At 30.8% G+C, this 16,046-nt stretch carries 13 protein-coding genes; 11 read left to right on the forward strand and 2 right to left on the reverse strand.

The genetic code is table 11. The annotated features are described in order from the left end of the window. The first annotated feature begins 96 nt into the window (after positions 1-96). The 10 genes from C8C83_RS06660 to rpe all read left to right on the forward strand — a co-directional run bounded on the left by C8C83_RS06660 (position 97) and on the right by rpe (position 12,132). Positions 97-834, forward strand: a complete 738-nt coding sequence (locus tag C8C83_RS06660) for a hypothetical protein (protein WP_121327229.1) — start codon at positions 97-99, stop codon at positions 832-834. Beyond that, complete coding sequence (locus C8C83_RS06665; protein ID WP_121327231.1) at positions 834-3,584, forward strand: TonB-dependent receptor; 2,751 nt, start codon at positions 834-836, stop codon at positions 3,582-3,584. The genes C8C83_RS06660 and C8C83_RS06665 overlap by 1 nt, the downstream gene beginning before the upstream one ends. Positions 3,585-3,602: 18 nt before the next feature. Further along, on the forward strand, positions 3,603-4,775 hold the full coding sequence (locus tag C8C83_RS06670) for a DUF4249 domain-containing protein (RefSeq protein ID WP_121327233.1): 1,173 nt from the start codon (positions 3,603-3,605) through the stop codon (positions 4,773-4,775). A 71-nt stretch (positions 4,776-4,846) separates the two neighbouring features. After that, a complete protein-coding gene (locus tag C8C83_RS06675; RefSeq protein ID WP_132011698.1) occupies positions 4,847-6,436 on the forward strand; it encodes a hypothetical protein in 1,590 nt (529 codons plus the stop codon). A 180-nt stretch (positions 6,437-6,616) separates the two neighbouring features. Then, entirely contained in the window at positions 6,617-7,009 is a 393-nt protein-coding gene (locus C8C83_RS06680) for a hypothetical protein (protein WP_121327237.1), read from the forward strand. A gap of 300 nt (positions 7,010-7,309) precedes the next feature. Beyond that, complete coding sequence (locus tag C8C83_RS06685) at positions 7,310-8,851, forward strand: ATP-binding protein (protein WP_121329975.1); 1,542 nt, start codon at positions 7,310-7,312, stop codon at positions 8,849-8,851. Next, a complete protein-coding gene (locus C8C83_RS06690; protein ID WP_132011699.1) occupies positions 8,844-9,590 on the forward strand; it encodes a response regulator transcription factor in 747 nt (248 codons plus the stop codon). Before C8C83_RS06685 ends, C8C83_RS06690 begins: the two co-directional genes overlap by 8 nt. 199 nt (positions 9,591-9,789) lie before the next feature. After that, the gene (locus C8C83_RS06695) at positions 9,790-10,041 is read left to right on the forward strand and encodes a hypothetical protein (RefSeq protein ID WP_121327239.1); all 252 of its coding nucleotides are present in this window, start codon (positions 9,790-9,792) and stop codon (positions 10,039-10,041) included. A 155-nt stretch (positions 10,042-10,196) separates the two neighbouring features. Continuing rightward, positions 10,197-11,060, forward strand: a complete 864-nt coding sequence (locus tag C8C83_RS06700) for a sigma-70 family RNA polymerase sigma factor (RefSeq protein WP_007804760.1) — start codon at positions 10,197-10,199, stop codon at positions 11,058-11,060. Positions 11,061-11,469: 409 nt separating this feature from the next. Continuing rightward, on the forward strand, positions 11,470-12,132 hold the full coding sequence (gene rpe, locus C8C83_RS06705; protein WP_132011700.1) for a ribulose-phosphate 3-epimerase: 663 nt from the start codon (positions 11,470-11,472) through the stop codon (positions 12,130-12,132). A 319-nt stretch (positions 12,133-12,451) separates the two neighbouring features. Here the strand turns inward: rpe and C8C83_RS06710 are convergent, their stop codons facing one another. After that, entirely contained in the window at positions 12,452-13,291 is an 840-nt protein-coding gene (locus tag C8C83_RS06710; protein WP_199735285.1) for an AraC family transcriptional regulator, read from the reverse strand. 83 nt (positions 13,292-13,374) lie between these two features. Here C8C83_RS06710 and C8C83_RS06715 point away from each other — a divergent pair, with 83 nt between their 5' ends. Beyond that, entirely contained in the window at positions 13,375-14,832 is a 1,458-nt protein-coding gene (locus C8C83_RS06715) for an MFS transporter (protein WP_199735286.1), read from the forward strand. 310 nt (positions 14,833-15,142) lie between these two features. Here the strand turns inward: C8C83_RS06715 and C8C83_RS06720 are convergent, their stop codons facing one another. Beyond that, the gene (locus tag C8C83_RS06720) at positions 15,143-15,925 is read right to left on the reverse strand and encodes a DNA/RNA non-specific endonuclease (RefSeq protein WP_121327241.1); all 783 of its coding nucleotides are present in this window, start codon (positions 15,923-15,925) and stop codon (positions 15,143-15,145) included. Positions 15,926-16,046: the final 121 nt, after the last annotated feature.

Consider the following 16,046-nt stretch of genomic DNA (forward strand, 5'->3'; position numbering starts at 1 on the left):
ATAAAATTGCAAAAAACTGCAATTTTATTGCAGAATTGTAATATTTATTCGATTAAATTGCACTACATTTAAATTACCTTACAAAAAAAATCTTAAATGCTGAAACCGATAAATTACGCAATAATAATTTCTATCCTTATAAGCTACTCCAATTCTTGTTTTTGCCAATCGAGTGCAAAAAAAGAAATCTCTAATTATTTTGATAAAACTGTTGGGGAAGAAATTTTAAATAGTAATAACGGTAAAATTCACATCGATCGTTATAATCTTAAAAATGATCACAATTACTATTTAAACAAGAATTTTGTTAACGGTACTATTTATTATGACAACCAGTTATACGAAAACGTTCTTATTAAATATGACATTTACAAAGACCTACTTGTAAAATCATTTGGAAATACCACTTCATTAGCTATTGATTTAATAAGCACAAAAACAGATTACTTCGTAATTGGAGATAAAAAATTTGTCAATATTGATACCAAATACAAATACCCAAAAGATGTAACCGGCTTTTTTGAAGAAAAATATCTCGGAAAAAATATCAGCTTATACATCAAGCACTTCAAAACCTCAAAAGAAGAAATTACCGAAAATACTGTTTATACAGAATTTAAAGAACATAGTAATTTCGAACTCCTTTTCGAATCAAAATTCAGAACGATAAATACTCAAAAAGAGCTTTTATCAATATTCCCTCAATTAAAATCTGAGATTAAAGATTACTACAGAAAAAATAAATTCCTGGAAGAAAATAACCCCGATCAATTTAAAGCAGATTTAATAAAATTTATTGATAACAATTTACAAAGTCTTAGTTCAAAAAATTAATGAAAAAACATCTCTTAGGTTTCTTATTCTTTTTACTGCCCTTTTGTCTTTTTTCTCAAGAAAAAAATATTTCTATCGAATATTCTAATGTAACCCGAAAAAAAGCCATCGAAATAATTGAAAAAAATAGTTCTTTTCATTTTTATTTTGAGGATCAATGGCTGTCTAACGATGAACTTATTTCTGGAAAATTTCAGAATACATCTATTGTTGTTATTCTGGATGACATTTTTAATAATACCACCATAAACTATTACATTGACCAAAATAGTATCATTTTAAGTAATGTTCTTTTAATATCGAATACAATATCAGAGAGTTATTTTAAAAATACGCCTTCTAAAAATGACAAATTATTAGCTGCTCCTATTTATAACAAACAATATATAAATAGTGCAAAAAGAGACTCTGACTCTATTATAATGTTAGGAAAACAATCTTTGATAGATAATTCGCAAATGCATACTTTATCCGGTTATATCAAAAATCGGACTTCGGGAAAACCAGAATATAATGTCACTATTAAGGTAAAAGACAAAGATTTTAGTACAACAAGTGATGCCAGTGGCTACTACAGTTTTAAGGTACCAGCGGGAATTAACACAATTGAAACACAATCTCTTAGTCACGAAACTAAGATTAAGAAAATTGTACTTTACAGTAATGGAAAAGTAGATTTTAATCTGGACGAGAATGTAAATGCTCTTAAAGAGATTATCATTGAAAATAAAAAAACAAGAAATGTAAATTCGGCCATTACGGGACTTACGAGCATAGATGTTGAGAATATAAAAAATGTTCCTTTGATATTAGGAGAACGGGATATCTTTAAAGTAGCAACAACTCTTCCGGGTATAAAAACAACTGGTGAAGGATCAGCAGGCTTTAATGTTAGAGGAGGAAAAGATGACCAAAACCTATTTTTATTAGATAATGCAGTTTTATACAATCCTTCTCACTTTTTAGGATTCTTTTCTTCGGTAAATCCTTTTACAACAAAAAAAGCAGATATCTATAAAGGAAGTATTCCTGCCGAATTTGGCGGTCGACTTTCGTCTGTTTTTGACATTAAATCTAAAAGCGGGAATACTGAAAAACTTTCCGGAGAAGCTGGAATTGGACCTGTAATGAGTAATGTTACGCTTGAAGTTCCGATTTTAAAAGGCAAATCGAGTTTGCTTTTTGGCGGCCGGGCAAGTTATTCTGATTGGATTTTAAAAACTATCAAAGATTCAAATTTAGAAAATAGTCAAGCTTCTTTTTATGATATTCTTCTAAAATATAACCATCAACTTACTAAAAAGGATAATCTTGAAACTTCATTTTATTACAGCCATGACAAGTACAGCATTTCTTCGGATTCTGTATATAAATACAATAATCAATTAGCCACTGTAAAATGGGATCATGATTTTAATGAGAAAAATAAATCTTCATTTATCATAACCAATAGCCAATATAAATTTAATATCAATTACAATTCTCAGCCTGAAAGATCTTTTCATTACGGTTACAGAATCAATGAAACTCAATTTATCTTTAAGATGAAATACATTCTGAATGAAAAGCATGTATTCAATTATGGCATCAGCAGCAAGTTATACAATGTAAATCCTGGCTATATAAACCCTACAGATAATAACTCTCAAATCAAAAGTATTGATTTGCAAAATGAAAAAGGTTTAGAATCGGCATTGTTTTTTACTGAGAATTATAAGTTAAATGATGAATTATTAATCAATTTAGGATTGCGATATTCTATTTTTTCAGCACTTGGACCTGCTACTCAAAACGTCTACGAAACTGACTTTCCAAAATCGGACAGAACTGTTTTAGAAACCAAAACCTATTCTAATAATGATGTAATAAAAACTTATGGTGGATTTGAACCAAGAGTTTCTGCACGTTATTTTATACTTCCGGATTTATCAATTAAGGCAAGTTTTGACAGAACATATCAATATGTACACTTGCTTTCAAGCAATACAACGCAATCTCCAATAGATATGTGGAAACTTTCTGATTTAAATACAGAACCACAATCTTCGAATCAATTTTCTTTGGGAATTTTCAAAAACATACTCAAAAACTCACTGGAATTAAGTATTGAAGGTTATTACAAGAAATCACAAAACATATTAGATTATAAAGTTGGCGCCGAATTATTATTAAACAAAAACATAGAAACAGAACTTTTGCAAGGCGAAGGAAAAGCATACGGAATTGAATTTTTGATCAAGAAAGAAAAAGGAAATTTTAATGGCTGGTTAAGTTATACTTATTCCAGAGCCTTAATAAAACTCGATAGTAAATTTGATTCTGAGAAGGTAAATAACGGAGCATATTTCCCTACAAATTATGACAAACCACATGATTTTAGTGCAATTTTAAATTATAAATTCACAAAGAGATATAGCTTATCAACAAATTTTGTCTATCAAACGGGAAGACCTGTTACCTACCCAATTGGATCATATGATTTTGCCGGTGAGCAATTTACATTATATAGTGATCGTAATAAATATAGAATTCCTGATTATTACAGATTGGATATTGGTGTAAATATTGAAGGAAATCATAAAATAAAAAAATTGGCTCATAGTTTCTGGAATATTTCTGTTTATAACGTTTTGGGCAGAAACAATCCGTACAATGTTTACTTTGTTACGGAGGACAAAAAAATCAAGGCATATAAAACCTCTATTTTTTCTGTTCCAATTCCGACAATAACTTATAACATAAAATTCTAATTCATTTATCGTATCAATATGAATTTATCAATATTAAAAAAATCGGCACTTCTTGTTTTTTCATGTGTCATTTTGTCAAGTTGTACAGAACAATATGCTTTTCAGGATCAAAATCTTGAAAACGCCTTGATTGTTGAAGCCACAATAACAAATGAGTTAAAACATCAGGAAATAAAGATCTCAAGAACAAGACCTCTTAATGATACAATAACAAAAATAGAATCAGGAGCAAAAGTTACGGTTGTTGATAGTGATAGTAATGAGTTTTCTTTTAAGGAAAAAGACGGGAAATATATTTCTGAAAATGAATTTAAAGCAGAACCAAACAAAGATTATCAGCTAAAAATCATATCGGCTTCCGGAAAATCATATACGTCTTCAAAAGAAACCTTGACTACTCAAAATACCATCGATCTGGAAGCTATTGCTGGGGAAAGAGAAGGTCAAAAAGGCGCTCAGATAAATGTTAAAAGCTTTGATCCAACAAATACTTCCAAATATTATCGCTACGAATACGAAGAGACTTATGAGGTCGTAACTGTATATACAACAACAGAACGTATAAAATTAGTTCCTTATCAAGGCACTTTTAAAATGGAAATTGTGCCTGCAGAGCCAAATACACACATTTGTTACAGCACCAAAAAATCTACGGGAATTATACAAACCAATACAACTGATTTATCTGAAGACAGAGTAAATTTTCCTATTCGTTTTATAAGTGAATCCGATTACATAATAGCAAATCGCTACAGTATTCTGGTTTCACAGTATACACAAAACCGTTTTGCGTACGATTATTATTTCACATCAAAGAAAATGTCTGATTCAGGAGATGTGTTATCTCCAAACCAACCGGGGTTTATTGTTGGAAACATAAAATCGACAGATAACTCATCAGAAAAAGTTGTTGGTTTTTTTGACGTTGCTGCAGTTACTAAAAAACGAATCTTCTTCAATTTTGCTGACATATTTTCTTCAGTAGATCCGGCAAAATATTTTAGACAATGTACACCTGAACTAATCCCATTTAGCAAAATACCTGATGACAATTACCAAGTTCTTACCACGCATGTTTATATAGGCGGTGGTCCAGGTATGTCGCCTACAGCATACTGGATGGTCGATAAAGAATGCGGAGATTGTACATCATTTTCTTCTAACGTAATACCTTCATTTTGGGAAAATTAATCAAAACAATAGTGTTGCTTTTTTTACTGATAAGCATTACTCCTACTATTATTGCTCAAAAAAACACCAATTTGAGTACAGAATCTATATTGCTTAAAACCAACACAACGGTTCTGCTTACAGGCGAAACCCTTTATTATCAATTATATTGCTTAAGCAAAAACAAAACACTTTCAGACGTAAGTGAAGTCGCTTATATAGAAATAATTAATAGTGGGAAAGAAAGTGTTTTTAAAAACAAAATTAGCTTAAAAAACGGTTTGGGTTCTGGAGATTGTTTTATTCCCACAACATTAACAACAGGCAATTACAAAATTATCGCGTATACTTCGTGGATGTTAAACAACACTCAAAGCAACTTTTTTGAAATGGATATTACAATCATAAATCCATTTCAGGAAAATATAAACATGACTATTGAAAATGTTGCAAACAAAGACATTTATACAAACGAAACAACAAACAACATTGTTTTGGGCATTAATAAAGAGAAATATTCTAAACGAGAAAAAGCTTCTATTATAATTCCAAAGACATTAGAAAGCGGAAATTACTTTTTAAGTATCCGAAAAATAGATAGCCTTAACACTTTGTCAAATACTAAGACTGATAATATTGATTTACGTTTAAAGCAAGATTTAACGGTTCTTCCTGAAATAAGAGGCGAAATTATTACCGGACATATTAGTTCAAAAATTGCAAACGCTGACTTAGCTTATAAAGTAGTTACGCTATCAATTCCGGGGAAAAATTTCATTTTCAAAACCACAAAAACTGATCAAAACGGCAAGTTTATTTTTATAATTGATAAACAAACAAATGTATCTGACAGTTATTTTCAGTTATCAGAATCTGAAAAAGAAAACTATTCGATTGCAATTGACAAAGAACCAAGTCCAGATTTATCAAATCTGGTTTTCTCGGATAAAACCACTATTTCAAGTAAAAATCTAAAAGCAATTCAGGAACGTTCATTGGCAACACAAATCGAAAATGTTTATTTTTCGCAAAAAAAAGACAGTATAATTGAATCAAGCGACACGGCAGTTTTTTTTCAATCGAATGAAAAAAAATACAATCTTGATGATTTCGACAGATTCCGAACCTTTAAAGAAACAATCATAGAAATTGTTACTGAACTAAGTTTTAAAGATTACAAGCAAGTTCCGTCCTTATATTTATCAGATATCAGATACAACGTTATACAATCTGCTGAACCTTGTCTTGTTCTCGTTGATGGATTGCAAATCCAGGATATGAATGTTTTATACAATTACAACGCTTATCAAATTCAAAGCATTAGCGTAGTGGCATCACCTTATTATTATGGTCCAAAATTGTTTAACGGAATTGTAAGTATCACGACAAAAAACAATGATTTTGCATCTATTTATTCGGATAAAAATGTCCTGAAAACAACAATTCTAAGACCCGAAGCAGCAAAATCATATTATGAACCAAAATACGAGTCTAATACAAGCAATCGAATTCCTGATTATCGATATCAATTGCTTTGGAAACCAAATATAAAATTGCAAAATACCGAAATGAGCATTCCTTTTTATATTTCTGACATTTCTGGCAATTTTAAAATTACATTGGAAGGTATTACTGATAAAGGAGATTTAATTCATATTGACAGAATATTCAAAGTGGAATAAAAGTGGTTTATTTGACCTGATTTAAGTAACAAAAAGAATCAAATTCTGGAAAAATTTTAACAAATAGTCATGAAAATTAGCGTTAATGAAGAAAAACTGATGGTATTTCATTCTTTATTGAAAGAAAAAAAATACCTTTAGCCTACCAAAAATAAAAATTTTAACCCTAAAAACCCTGTTATGAATTTTAAAGTTACTCAAATCACAAAAATTAACGAGCAAGATTTTGTGTTCACAGACAAAAACCATCTTACTTTCCCAATTCCTCCTTTAGCTTCGGCACAATTTTACAGAAATCAAGGAGTACTTACATTAAAAATCTGCGCTACTGTATACATTAATTCTAAAGATTCACAAAATCCGGTCATTGGAACTCTAATTGAAAATGATACCAATATCGAAATTTATTTTGACTATACTTGGGATGAAAGCACACCTGATACTTATGATGTTTGGTATGTTGAAGTCGATTATATCTCTGACACAGTTAATAATATTACAGCCGTTAAGTCTTACTTAAGAAATATTGATCCGGAAACTTCTAGAGGTACTGAAGTAAAAGTAGGAACATAAGTCTCGATTTTTTTATAGCATATAGTTTAACCAAACATCTTTAGTTTAAGTTAAACTATATGCATAATTACCAAAATTCACCTAAAGTTAACCTATTCAAAAATGTCTAAATTTAAACTAGTTTTAATTTTATTTTTGACCTTTTCTACATCATTAATATACTCAAGGACACAAACAGAAGCAGATCCTTTTGAAGAAATTTTGAAAGAAAAAGCACTCTTGTTCAAAACTGAAATTAACTTTAAAAAAGCTCATTTTTTTTTCATTAATAAAAAATGGGACTCCACGTTAGTTTATTCAATGAAGCAATTAAGTTCTTGTAAAAACAAGGAATTAATAAACTATTGTCATTATTTAAGAGGAAACTCATTTCGACAACTAAAACTATTTAAAGAAGCCAAAACGGAACTTAAATTAGTAACACAAAATTTTGAGTTTTATCCATTAGTAAACAAAATTTTAGGAGAGACATCTTTAGAACTTAAAGAATATAAAAAAGCCATTCAATATTTTGAAAAAGTCGAGAAACTCCCATTAACAAACAAGCAAGGTTTTAAAATAAGTGTAATTTATGGAAACCTGGGAAGTTGTTATTTACTAATTAATCAATTTGATAAAGCAGAATTATATTTTTTTAAAAGCCTTAAATTAAAAGAAAAAGAAAAAGATACCATCTCTTTAGTTGAATTATATATGAATATTGCAAATTTATATTATGTCCAATATAAAGATAAAAAAGCTATTCCTTACTTCGAAAAAGCCTATTCTCTTTCTAAAATGACAAATGATTTTGACACCAAATGGGTTGCGGCAAAGAATATGTCCGTTGTAGAAGAAAACAAAGGCAACTTAAAAGAGGCATTAGCATATAGAAAAGAAGCTAGCCAATGGAAAGATTCCTTAAACAATCAAAGCAAAATTTGGGCAGTTGCTGATTTCGAAAAAAAGTTTGCGGTAGCACAAAAACAAAAACAAATTAAAGTACTTGAAGTTGAGAACAAGCTAAAAAAAACGCAACGTAATGGCTTCTTTTTTGCTGCAATTGGTTTATTATTAATTTTAACCGCCGGAGTTTATCTTTATGCCCAAAAAGTAAAAAATTCTAAAACTATATTACTTCAAAAGAATAAACTCGACGAACTTAATGCGACTAAAGATCAATTGTTCTCGATTGTAAGCCATGATTTAAGATCTTCTGTAAACGCACTCAAAACTAGTAACGCAAAATTATCTGCAACTCTTGAAACTAAAAATTATGATGAGTTAAACCAACTTATCATACAAAATAGTACAATTGCCAATGGTGCTTATAGCTTACTGGATAATTTATTGCATTGGGCAATGCTGCAAACCAAGCAATTATATTTTCATAAAGAATCAGTGCATTTGTACTCGGTTGTTCAACAAATTGAGTACAATTACAAACCATTACTTCTTGATAAAACCATTACTTTTGAAAATTCGGTTTCAAAAAATATTTTTATTTTTGTAGACCTCGATTCTTTAAAAATTGTACTTCGAAATCTATTAGACAATGCAATTAAATTTTCGAATGAAAACGGAAAAATCAGCTTTTATACAGAAGACACAAATACTGATTTTTGTAAACTTATCATTGAGGATTCGGGTATTGGAATGAAAGAAAGCACTATTCAGGAATTGCTTTCAGATGGTGAATTGTTGGCTAAGAAAGATAACTCTGAAATTATAGGAACTGGTTTAGGCTTACAATTATGCAAACAAATGATCAAGAAAAATAGCGGAACTTTAGCTATAGAAAGTGAACTAAACAAGGGAACAAAAATGATTTTAACTTTCCCAAAAACAATAAATAATGGATAATATCAATGTTTTAATCATAGAAGATACTCCAGAACAAAGCGATGCGCTTATCAAAGTATTGCTTGAAAACAATTACACCATTGCCGGAGTAGCCAAAAACTTTACGGATGCTATAAAGCTTTTTTACGAAAACACCGTTGACGTTATCATCATCGATGTGTTTCTTGATGGAAAACCAGACGGAATTACATTTGCTGAGTCTATAAATATTATTCCGAATGCTTCAAAACCTTTTGTCTTTTTGACAAGTTCCCAGGATCGTCAGATTTTTGAACGTGCAAAACTTACAAAACCTTTCAGCTTTCTGATGAAACCTTTTAATGAATTAGAAATTCTTTACGCTATAGAAATGGCTGTAGAAAAGTTCTACGAACAAACAAATGTGTTTTTAAGCGAAGAACAAGACACTGTAATCAGCAATGATTATTTATTTATAAAAAAGAAAAACTCACTAAAAAAAGTTGCCATAAGTGAAATTTTATATATTGAAGTCGAAGAACGATATTGCAATATTATTACTGAGAAAGAAAAATTTGTCATCCAGATCTCACTTACCAAAATCAGTAATTTATTAGACAAGAATAAATTCATAAAAACACATCGAAATACTATCGTCAATACAGACAAAATCGAAGAAATAATTCTTGCTGACAATCTTGTTATCTTAAAAGGAAACCACAAAATAAACTTAAGTGATACTTATAAAGACTTTATAAAAAAGATGAATATTTTATCTTAAAATAATTCTACTTAAAATACAAAAACGGCAAATCCCCTTTGAAACAAAGGGGATTTGCCATTTTTAATGCACTGATTTCTTATCTGCAATCTTCCTTAATGCTTTCATGACAAGAAAACTAGCTTTCATGACATTTCTCAGCTAAAACGGCAAAATCAAAATTACTTTTACACTCGTAAACAACAAATACCTACTATAAATGAGAATAGCATTAATCAACCAACCTGATATGAGGCCTTTATCAATCATGAAAAAAATAATTAATAATCCCTGGGTTGGAGTTATTGTCTCATTAGCAGTCATAATTCCTTGTTTATATGAAATTCTGGATGATATTACAGTTCTTAGAAAAGAATATATATTATTACTAATCTCATTTCCGATCTATATAAGATCGCTTAAAAAAATATTTGACGAAATTTTAGACACTTCTGATGATTTTTCAGATTAAAAATAAGTTTGCCCCAGCTCGATAAAACACTCCTAATTAAACCTTTAAGACGGAGTGTTTTTCATTTTAAAAAATATTTTACATATCGTTGTAACTTTTTTGTATCTTCTTACGTATAACTATTTGTACACTTAAAAATTGAGGAGACAAAAAACATGAGACAACTTAAAATCACCAAGCAGGTAACCAATCGTGAAACTGCATCGTTAGACAAATACCTACAAGAAATTGGAAAAGTTGACCTAATTACCGCTGATGAAGAGGTAGAATTAGCACAAAGAATAAAGGCTGGTGATCAAAGAGCTTTAGAAAAATTAACAAAAGCCAACCTACGTTTCGTTGTATCGGTTGCTAAACAATATCAAAATCAAGGATTAACTCTTCCTGACTTAATTAATGAAGGAAACTTAGGTTTAATTAAAGCGGCTCAACGTTTTGATGAAACTCGTGGTTTCAAATTCATCTCTTACGCTGTATGGTGGATTCGTCAATCGATTCTTCAGGCTTTGGCAGAACAATCTCGTATTGTTCGTTTACCATTAAACAAAATTGGTTCTATCAATAAAATCAATAAAATGTATGCTTTATTAGAGCAATCTAACGAGCGTCCACCTTCTGCTGAAGAAATTGCAAAAGAACTTGACATGACTGTAAATGACGTAAAAGAGTCTATGAAAAACTCTGGCCGTCACTTATCTATGGATGCTCCACTTGTTGAAGGTGAAGATTCTAACCTTTATGACGTTTTACGTTCAGGAGAATCTCCAAACCCGGACAGAGAGTTAATTCACGAATCATTGCGTACTGAAATCGAACGTTCTTTAGAAACATTAACTCCTAGAGAGGCAGATGTTGTTCGTTTGTATTTTGGTCTTGGCGATCAACACCCAATGACTTTAGAAGAAATTGGAGAAACTTTCGACCTTACTCGTGAGCGTGTTCGTCAGATTAAAGAAAAAGCAATCCGTAGATTAAAACACACTTCTAGAAGTAAAATTCTTAAAACCTATTTAGGTTAATATTAAAATATAAATCCAATATTTTAAATTCCAAATTTCAATTATTTTATTGGGATTTGGAATTTATTGCGAAAGTGCTTATATTGGACTTTAAAGCAAACAACAGTTTGATTGACTGTTCGTTTTTTGATTGATGATTGAAACTCCGGCTGATTACCGGAGTTTTTTATTTTCTGTATGTTTTTTACTGTGAGATTTTACCGCAAAGAACACAAAGATTTACGCAAAGTTCGCTAAGAATATAAAAAGCTTAATCTTAACGCAAAGTGTGCAAAACTTTGTGAGCTTTATATCTACCAATCATTTACATTTAGTATAAAAACTTTGCGAACTTTGCGTAAATCTTTGCGCACTTTGCGGTTAAATTACATTACATTATCTTTGCAAAAAACAACACACACAACACACAATGAAAAATACACTTATTGCTCCTTCTGTTCTTGCAGCTGATTTTGCCAATTTACAACGTGATGTCGAAATGATCAATAACAGTCAGGCTGATTGGTTTCATATCGATATTATGGACGGAGTTTTTGTTCCGAATATTTCTTTTGGAATGCCAGTTTTAGAAGCAATTTCTAAACATGCAAAAAAATATATTGATGTACATTTAATGATTATTGATCCGGATCGATACATTAAAACCTTCGCTGATTTAGGCGCCAAGGGTTTAACGGTACATTATGAAGCTTGCACACATTTGCACAGAACACTTCAGGCAATTAAAGCCGAAGGAATGAAAGCTGGAGTTGCGATAAATCCACATACTAATATTGATTTATTAGAAGATGTAATCAATGATATTGACTTAGTTTGTATTATGAGTGTGAATCCTGGTTTTGGAGGACAGTCTTTCATCGAAAATACTTATGCTAAAGTTCAGAAATTAAAAGCTTTAATTACGCGCAAAAACGCTTCAACATTAATTGAAATTGATGGAGGTGTAACAAGCAAAAATGCGAAACAATTAGTAGAAGCCGGTGCTGATGTTTTAGTTGCCGGAAGCTTTGTATTTAAAGCCGAAAACCCAACTCAAACAATAGTTGATCTAAAAACTTTGACTAATTTTTAAGTTTCAAGAAATACACAAAACAGAAGCCGAAGAGAAATCTTCGGCTTTTTTTATAATAAATCTTTAAAATTAAATTAAAAAAAAGACACAAGCACCAGCATAAAAAAATCCATTTTAATCTTTTTAATTCTATTTAACTCTTTGCGAAAGGAACGCGGATGATACGGATTTTTAAAAATAATAGATAAAAAATCCGTTTAATCTGCGTTTTCGCGATAGCGAATCCGTTTAATCCGCGTTCCTCTATAGACAATTTAAATTAGCAACTATTTATCAAAGACCTAACACCTCTTTCTTGAAATCTGTGACAGAAAAAAAATCAATTCGGCAAAACTTTAGATTTTCTATATCCTGTCAAGCTAATATTCCTATGTTTCTTGAAAAACTTATTAAGATGACTTTCATCAGAAAAACCAAATTCATCTACAATTTCATTAATTCTCATATCGCTAAAACTTAGACGATGTTCTATCAGTCGAATTTTATAATTGGAAACAAAAGATTGAATCGTTTCTCCACAATGATTCTTAAAATAACTCCCGAGATAAGTTTCTGATATATCAAATTTCTCCGCAATCACAGAAACTTTTATTTTTTGAGGAAAGAAAATATTAGACTGAATGTAATTGATGATTTCCAGAATTCTTTTATCGACATTTTCTTTTACACCAAGCGGTTTTATTTTAGCAATGTTTCTTGCCGCAATCACAATAAGAGCATTTACATAATGTGTAATTAAATCTTCTTCATAAATATCCTGATTTTGAGCAGCATGAATCAATGAATCTGAAATAGATTTCACCAGAAATTCATCCTCTTTTCGTTTCAAAATACAACCAGATAAATGCGATGCATAATGCAATAAACATTCGATATGATCAATACTTTTTGACTTATACCCTTTTATATATTCACTATTAAGTTTAACCAATAAGAACTCTGTTGGAGTCGAAATATCAAATGTGTGATAATCATTTGGCGTCAGCAACATTAAATTTCCTGTTTGATAATGTATTGCATTTCCGTTAATACGAAGAAATCCCGTTCCCGAAATAACATAAACCATCTGAAAAAAACTAAGCTGTGAATTTACCATCGAATGATCTTCGACCTTTTTATAAATTACTTCAACAGATTGGTGCATATTCTCTTTTCTCATATTGCAAAAGTACTTTTTTATCGTTTAATTGTACCGACAAAATAAACATAATCAGTTTAATTTTGCTAAAAATAATTTAAAAAATGAAGCAAAATTTTTATACATACAAAAACACAATTGTCTTAATTGCGATCTGTCTAGCTACATTAATGTTCTCTCTGGAAATTTCAAGTGTTCCGGTTATACTTCCAACACTCGAAAAATTACTAAATGCCAATCTCAAAGACATGCAATGGATTATGAACATCTATACGATAGGCTGCACAACAGTTTTAATGGCTGCTGGAACACTCGCCGATCGATACGGCAGAAAACGCATTCTAATAATCACTTTAACTTTATTTGGAATTTCCTCACTAATTTGCGGTTTAACAGAAAATATAGCCTTATTAATAATCAGCCGTTTTTTCCAGGGAATAAGCGGCGGCGCAATGTTAATTTGCCAAATAGCCACTTTATCACACCAATTTCAGGAAGGGAAAGAACGCAGTAAAGCATTTGGAATCTGGGGAATCATTCTTGGCGTTGGATTAGGTTTTGGTCCAATAATAGGTGGATCAATCATTGCTGTTTTATCATGGAAATGGGTGTTTTTAATTCATGTTCCTCTCGCCTTTTTGGCTGTTATTCTCGTTCACTTTTACATAGATGAATCTAAAGATTCTGATGCTAAAAAATTAGACATTTGGGGCATAATCACCTTGTCTTTAGCTGTATTTGGATTAACTTATTATATCACACAAGGTCCTGATCTTGGTTTTACAAGTCCGATAGCTTTAACTATCATAGCCGTAACATTTATAAGTCTCATTTTATTTTTATGGGTTGAAAAAACAAATCCTTACCCAATGTTTGACTTTTCGGTATTCAAAATTCGGAATTTTTCCGGGGCAATTCTGGGGTCGATTGGTATGAATTTTAGCTTTTGGCCTTTCATAATATATTTACCCATTTATTTTCAAAGTTATTTGGGATATGATGTAGTAACTGTTGGTTTGTCTTTGCTTGCTTATACACTTCCAACTTTAATAATTCCGCCTTTTGCAGAATATCTAACAGTAAAATATCGTTCAGGAATTGTAATTCCGTTAGGCTTGTTTATAATCGGACTAGGTTTTATTGTTATGAGATATGGCAGTATTGCCGAAGATGCCAGTTGGTTAACAATGCTTCCGGGTTCTTTACTAGCCGGAATTGGATTAGGATTAACCAATACACCAGTTACCAATGCAACAACAGGTTCGGTTTCTTCCAATCGATCAGGAATGGCTTCAGGAATAGATATGAGCGCAAGATTAATAACCTTGTCTATCAATATTGCATTAATGGGTTATCTATTAGTTGAAGGAATTTTTTCATACTTAAATATCGCTTTTTCTAAATCAGTAGGCTCAAAAACATTACATTCTATTTCAGAAAAAATAGCTGCAGGAAACTTTTCATCACTTAAACAAGATTTTCCGGAATTAAGTCTATTAGATTCATCAAATTCAATCTTCCATAAAGCGCTCGCTCATGGTTTTGAAATAATAATGCTTTAAGGAGGAATTGGCGTTTGGGTATTAGCTCTTCTTAGTTTTATATTATTTAATCCCAAAAAACCTCAAAGCAATTTTTAAAATACCAATCAAAGGTTGAAATGTGCCGCTAGGTACTAAATATTGGTAAAAACAGGGATAAGAATAAATTTAGAGTGCCGTAGGTACGAAATAGCTATTGTTTTGTTGCGTACCTATGGCACGCTAGCTAGCATATTACGAACTTAATTTCTAACCTATATTTAGTGCCTAACGGCACAAATTGTAGACTTTCATCCCTTGATTTACATTTATAAGCCTTTTTTTTAGCAACTTAAAAATCCTTACTACTTTTTAAATTTTTCAGATTTGGAAAGAAGTCAATTCCTGTCATTTTTTCAAGAGTTTCAATAGGAACTACGAAATCATAAAGTGACTTATTGCTATCTTCATTAGGAACCAAAAAAGCAATTGCTTTGTGTTCTTTGCCGGATTTAGTTAAAATAATTTTATAAAAATATTTAGGGACAGCAACATTTTCTGTTCCTATTGTTTTATCTGAGTCTTTCAGAATTCCGCCAGTTACGACATAAATATCATTGTACTTCTCTGCCCAATAACGTGTCTTTTGCTCTAACCTATTCCAGATTCCGCTATTAAAATCATGCTTTTGAGGCGAAATATTAGACGTATAAAAAGTATCATTATAAGCACTTTGATCAAATTCCATATCTCCGGCAGGACAAAGATGCCCTTTATCATATCCTGATTTTTTATAGTTTCTCCAATCTGCAGAACCTGTCGTTACACTTGGATCTTCAATAAAATACGGCCGTTTATAATTTCCGTTTTTCAGATATTCTTTCTTTAATTCATAAGCAACCCATTCAGCTTGCTCATACTTTTCATTATAAGAAAGTGTATAATATTTATGCTTTACAATTTGCTTAGTTGTAGATGTAGGCAAATACGAAACAGAAAATCCTGAGCCGGTATTATTTTGATTTGATACAAAACCAGATTCCTGTTCTTGAGCTAAATTTTCTTTTTCCCTGATTTCATTTTTACAAGACAAAAACAAAAAACCAATCAAACCTAAAACAATACAATTCTTCATACAACAATCTTTTTTTCAATATTCAATACTTAGTGAGGTCTTCTAACAGATTACAAATTACCTCTTACATAATATAAACTTACAAAAAAACGCTCCAAAAATTAAGCTTTTTGGAGCGTTT

Source organism: Flavobacterium sp. 90 (assembly GCF_004339525.1).
Classification (GTDB): domain Bacteria; phylum Bacteroidota; class Bacteroidia; order Flavobacteriales; family Flavobacteriaceae; genus Flavobacterium.

Bases quoted from the DNA above. Each gene is read 5' to 3' on its own strand.
- C8C83_RS06710 (WP_199735285.1), bottom strand. From the start codon at position 13,291: ATGAGAAAAGAGAATATGCACCAATCTGTTGAAGTAATTTATAAAAAG.
- C8C83_RS06715 (WP_199735286.1), top strand. From the start codon at position 13,375: ATGAAGCAAAATTTTTATACATACAAAAACACAATTGTCTTAATTGCG.
- rpe (WP_132011700.1), top strand. From the start codon at position 11,470: ATGAAAAATACACTTATTGCTCCTTCTGTTCTTGCAGCTGATTTTGCC.
- C8C83_RS06680 (WP_121327237.1), top strand. From the start codon at position 6,617: ATGAATTTTAAAGTTACTCAAATCACAAAAATTAACGAGCAAGATTTT.
- C8C83_RS06660 (WP_121327229.1), top strand. From the start codon at position 97: ATGCTGAAACCGATAAATTACGCAATAATAATTTCTATCCTTATAAGC.
- C8C83_RS06685 (WP_121329975.1), top strand. From the start codon at position 7,310: ATGAAGCAATTAAGTTCTTGTAAAAACAAGGAATTAATAAACTATTGT.
- C8C83_RS06700 (WP_007804760.1), top strand. From the start codon at position 10,197: ATGAGACAACTTAAAATCACCAAGCAGGTAACCAATCGTGAAACTGCA.
- C8C83_RS06720 (WP_121327241.1), bottom strand. From the start codon at position 15,925: ATGAAGAATTGTATTGTTTTAGGTTTGATTGGTTTTTTGTTTTTGTCT.
- C8C83_RS06670 (WP_121327233.1), top strand. From the start codon at position 3,603: ATGAATTTATCAATATTAAAAAAATCGGCACTTCTTGTTTTTTCATGT.
- C8C83_RS06690 (WP_132011699.1), top strand. From the start codon at position 8,844: ATGGATAATATCAATGTTTTAATCATAGAAGATACTCCAGAACAAAGC.
- C8C83_RS06665 (WP_121327231.1), top strand. From the start codon at position 834: ATGAAAAAACATCTCTTAGGTTTCTTATTCTTTTTACTGCCCTTTTGT.
- C8C83_RS06695 (WP_121327239.1), top strand. From the start codon at position 9,790: ATGAGAATAGCATTAATCAACCAACCTGATATGAGGCCTTTATCAATC.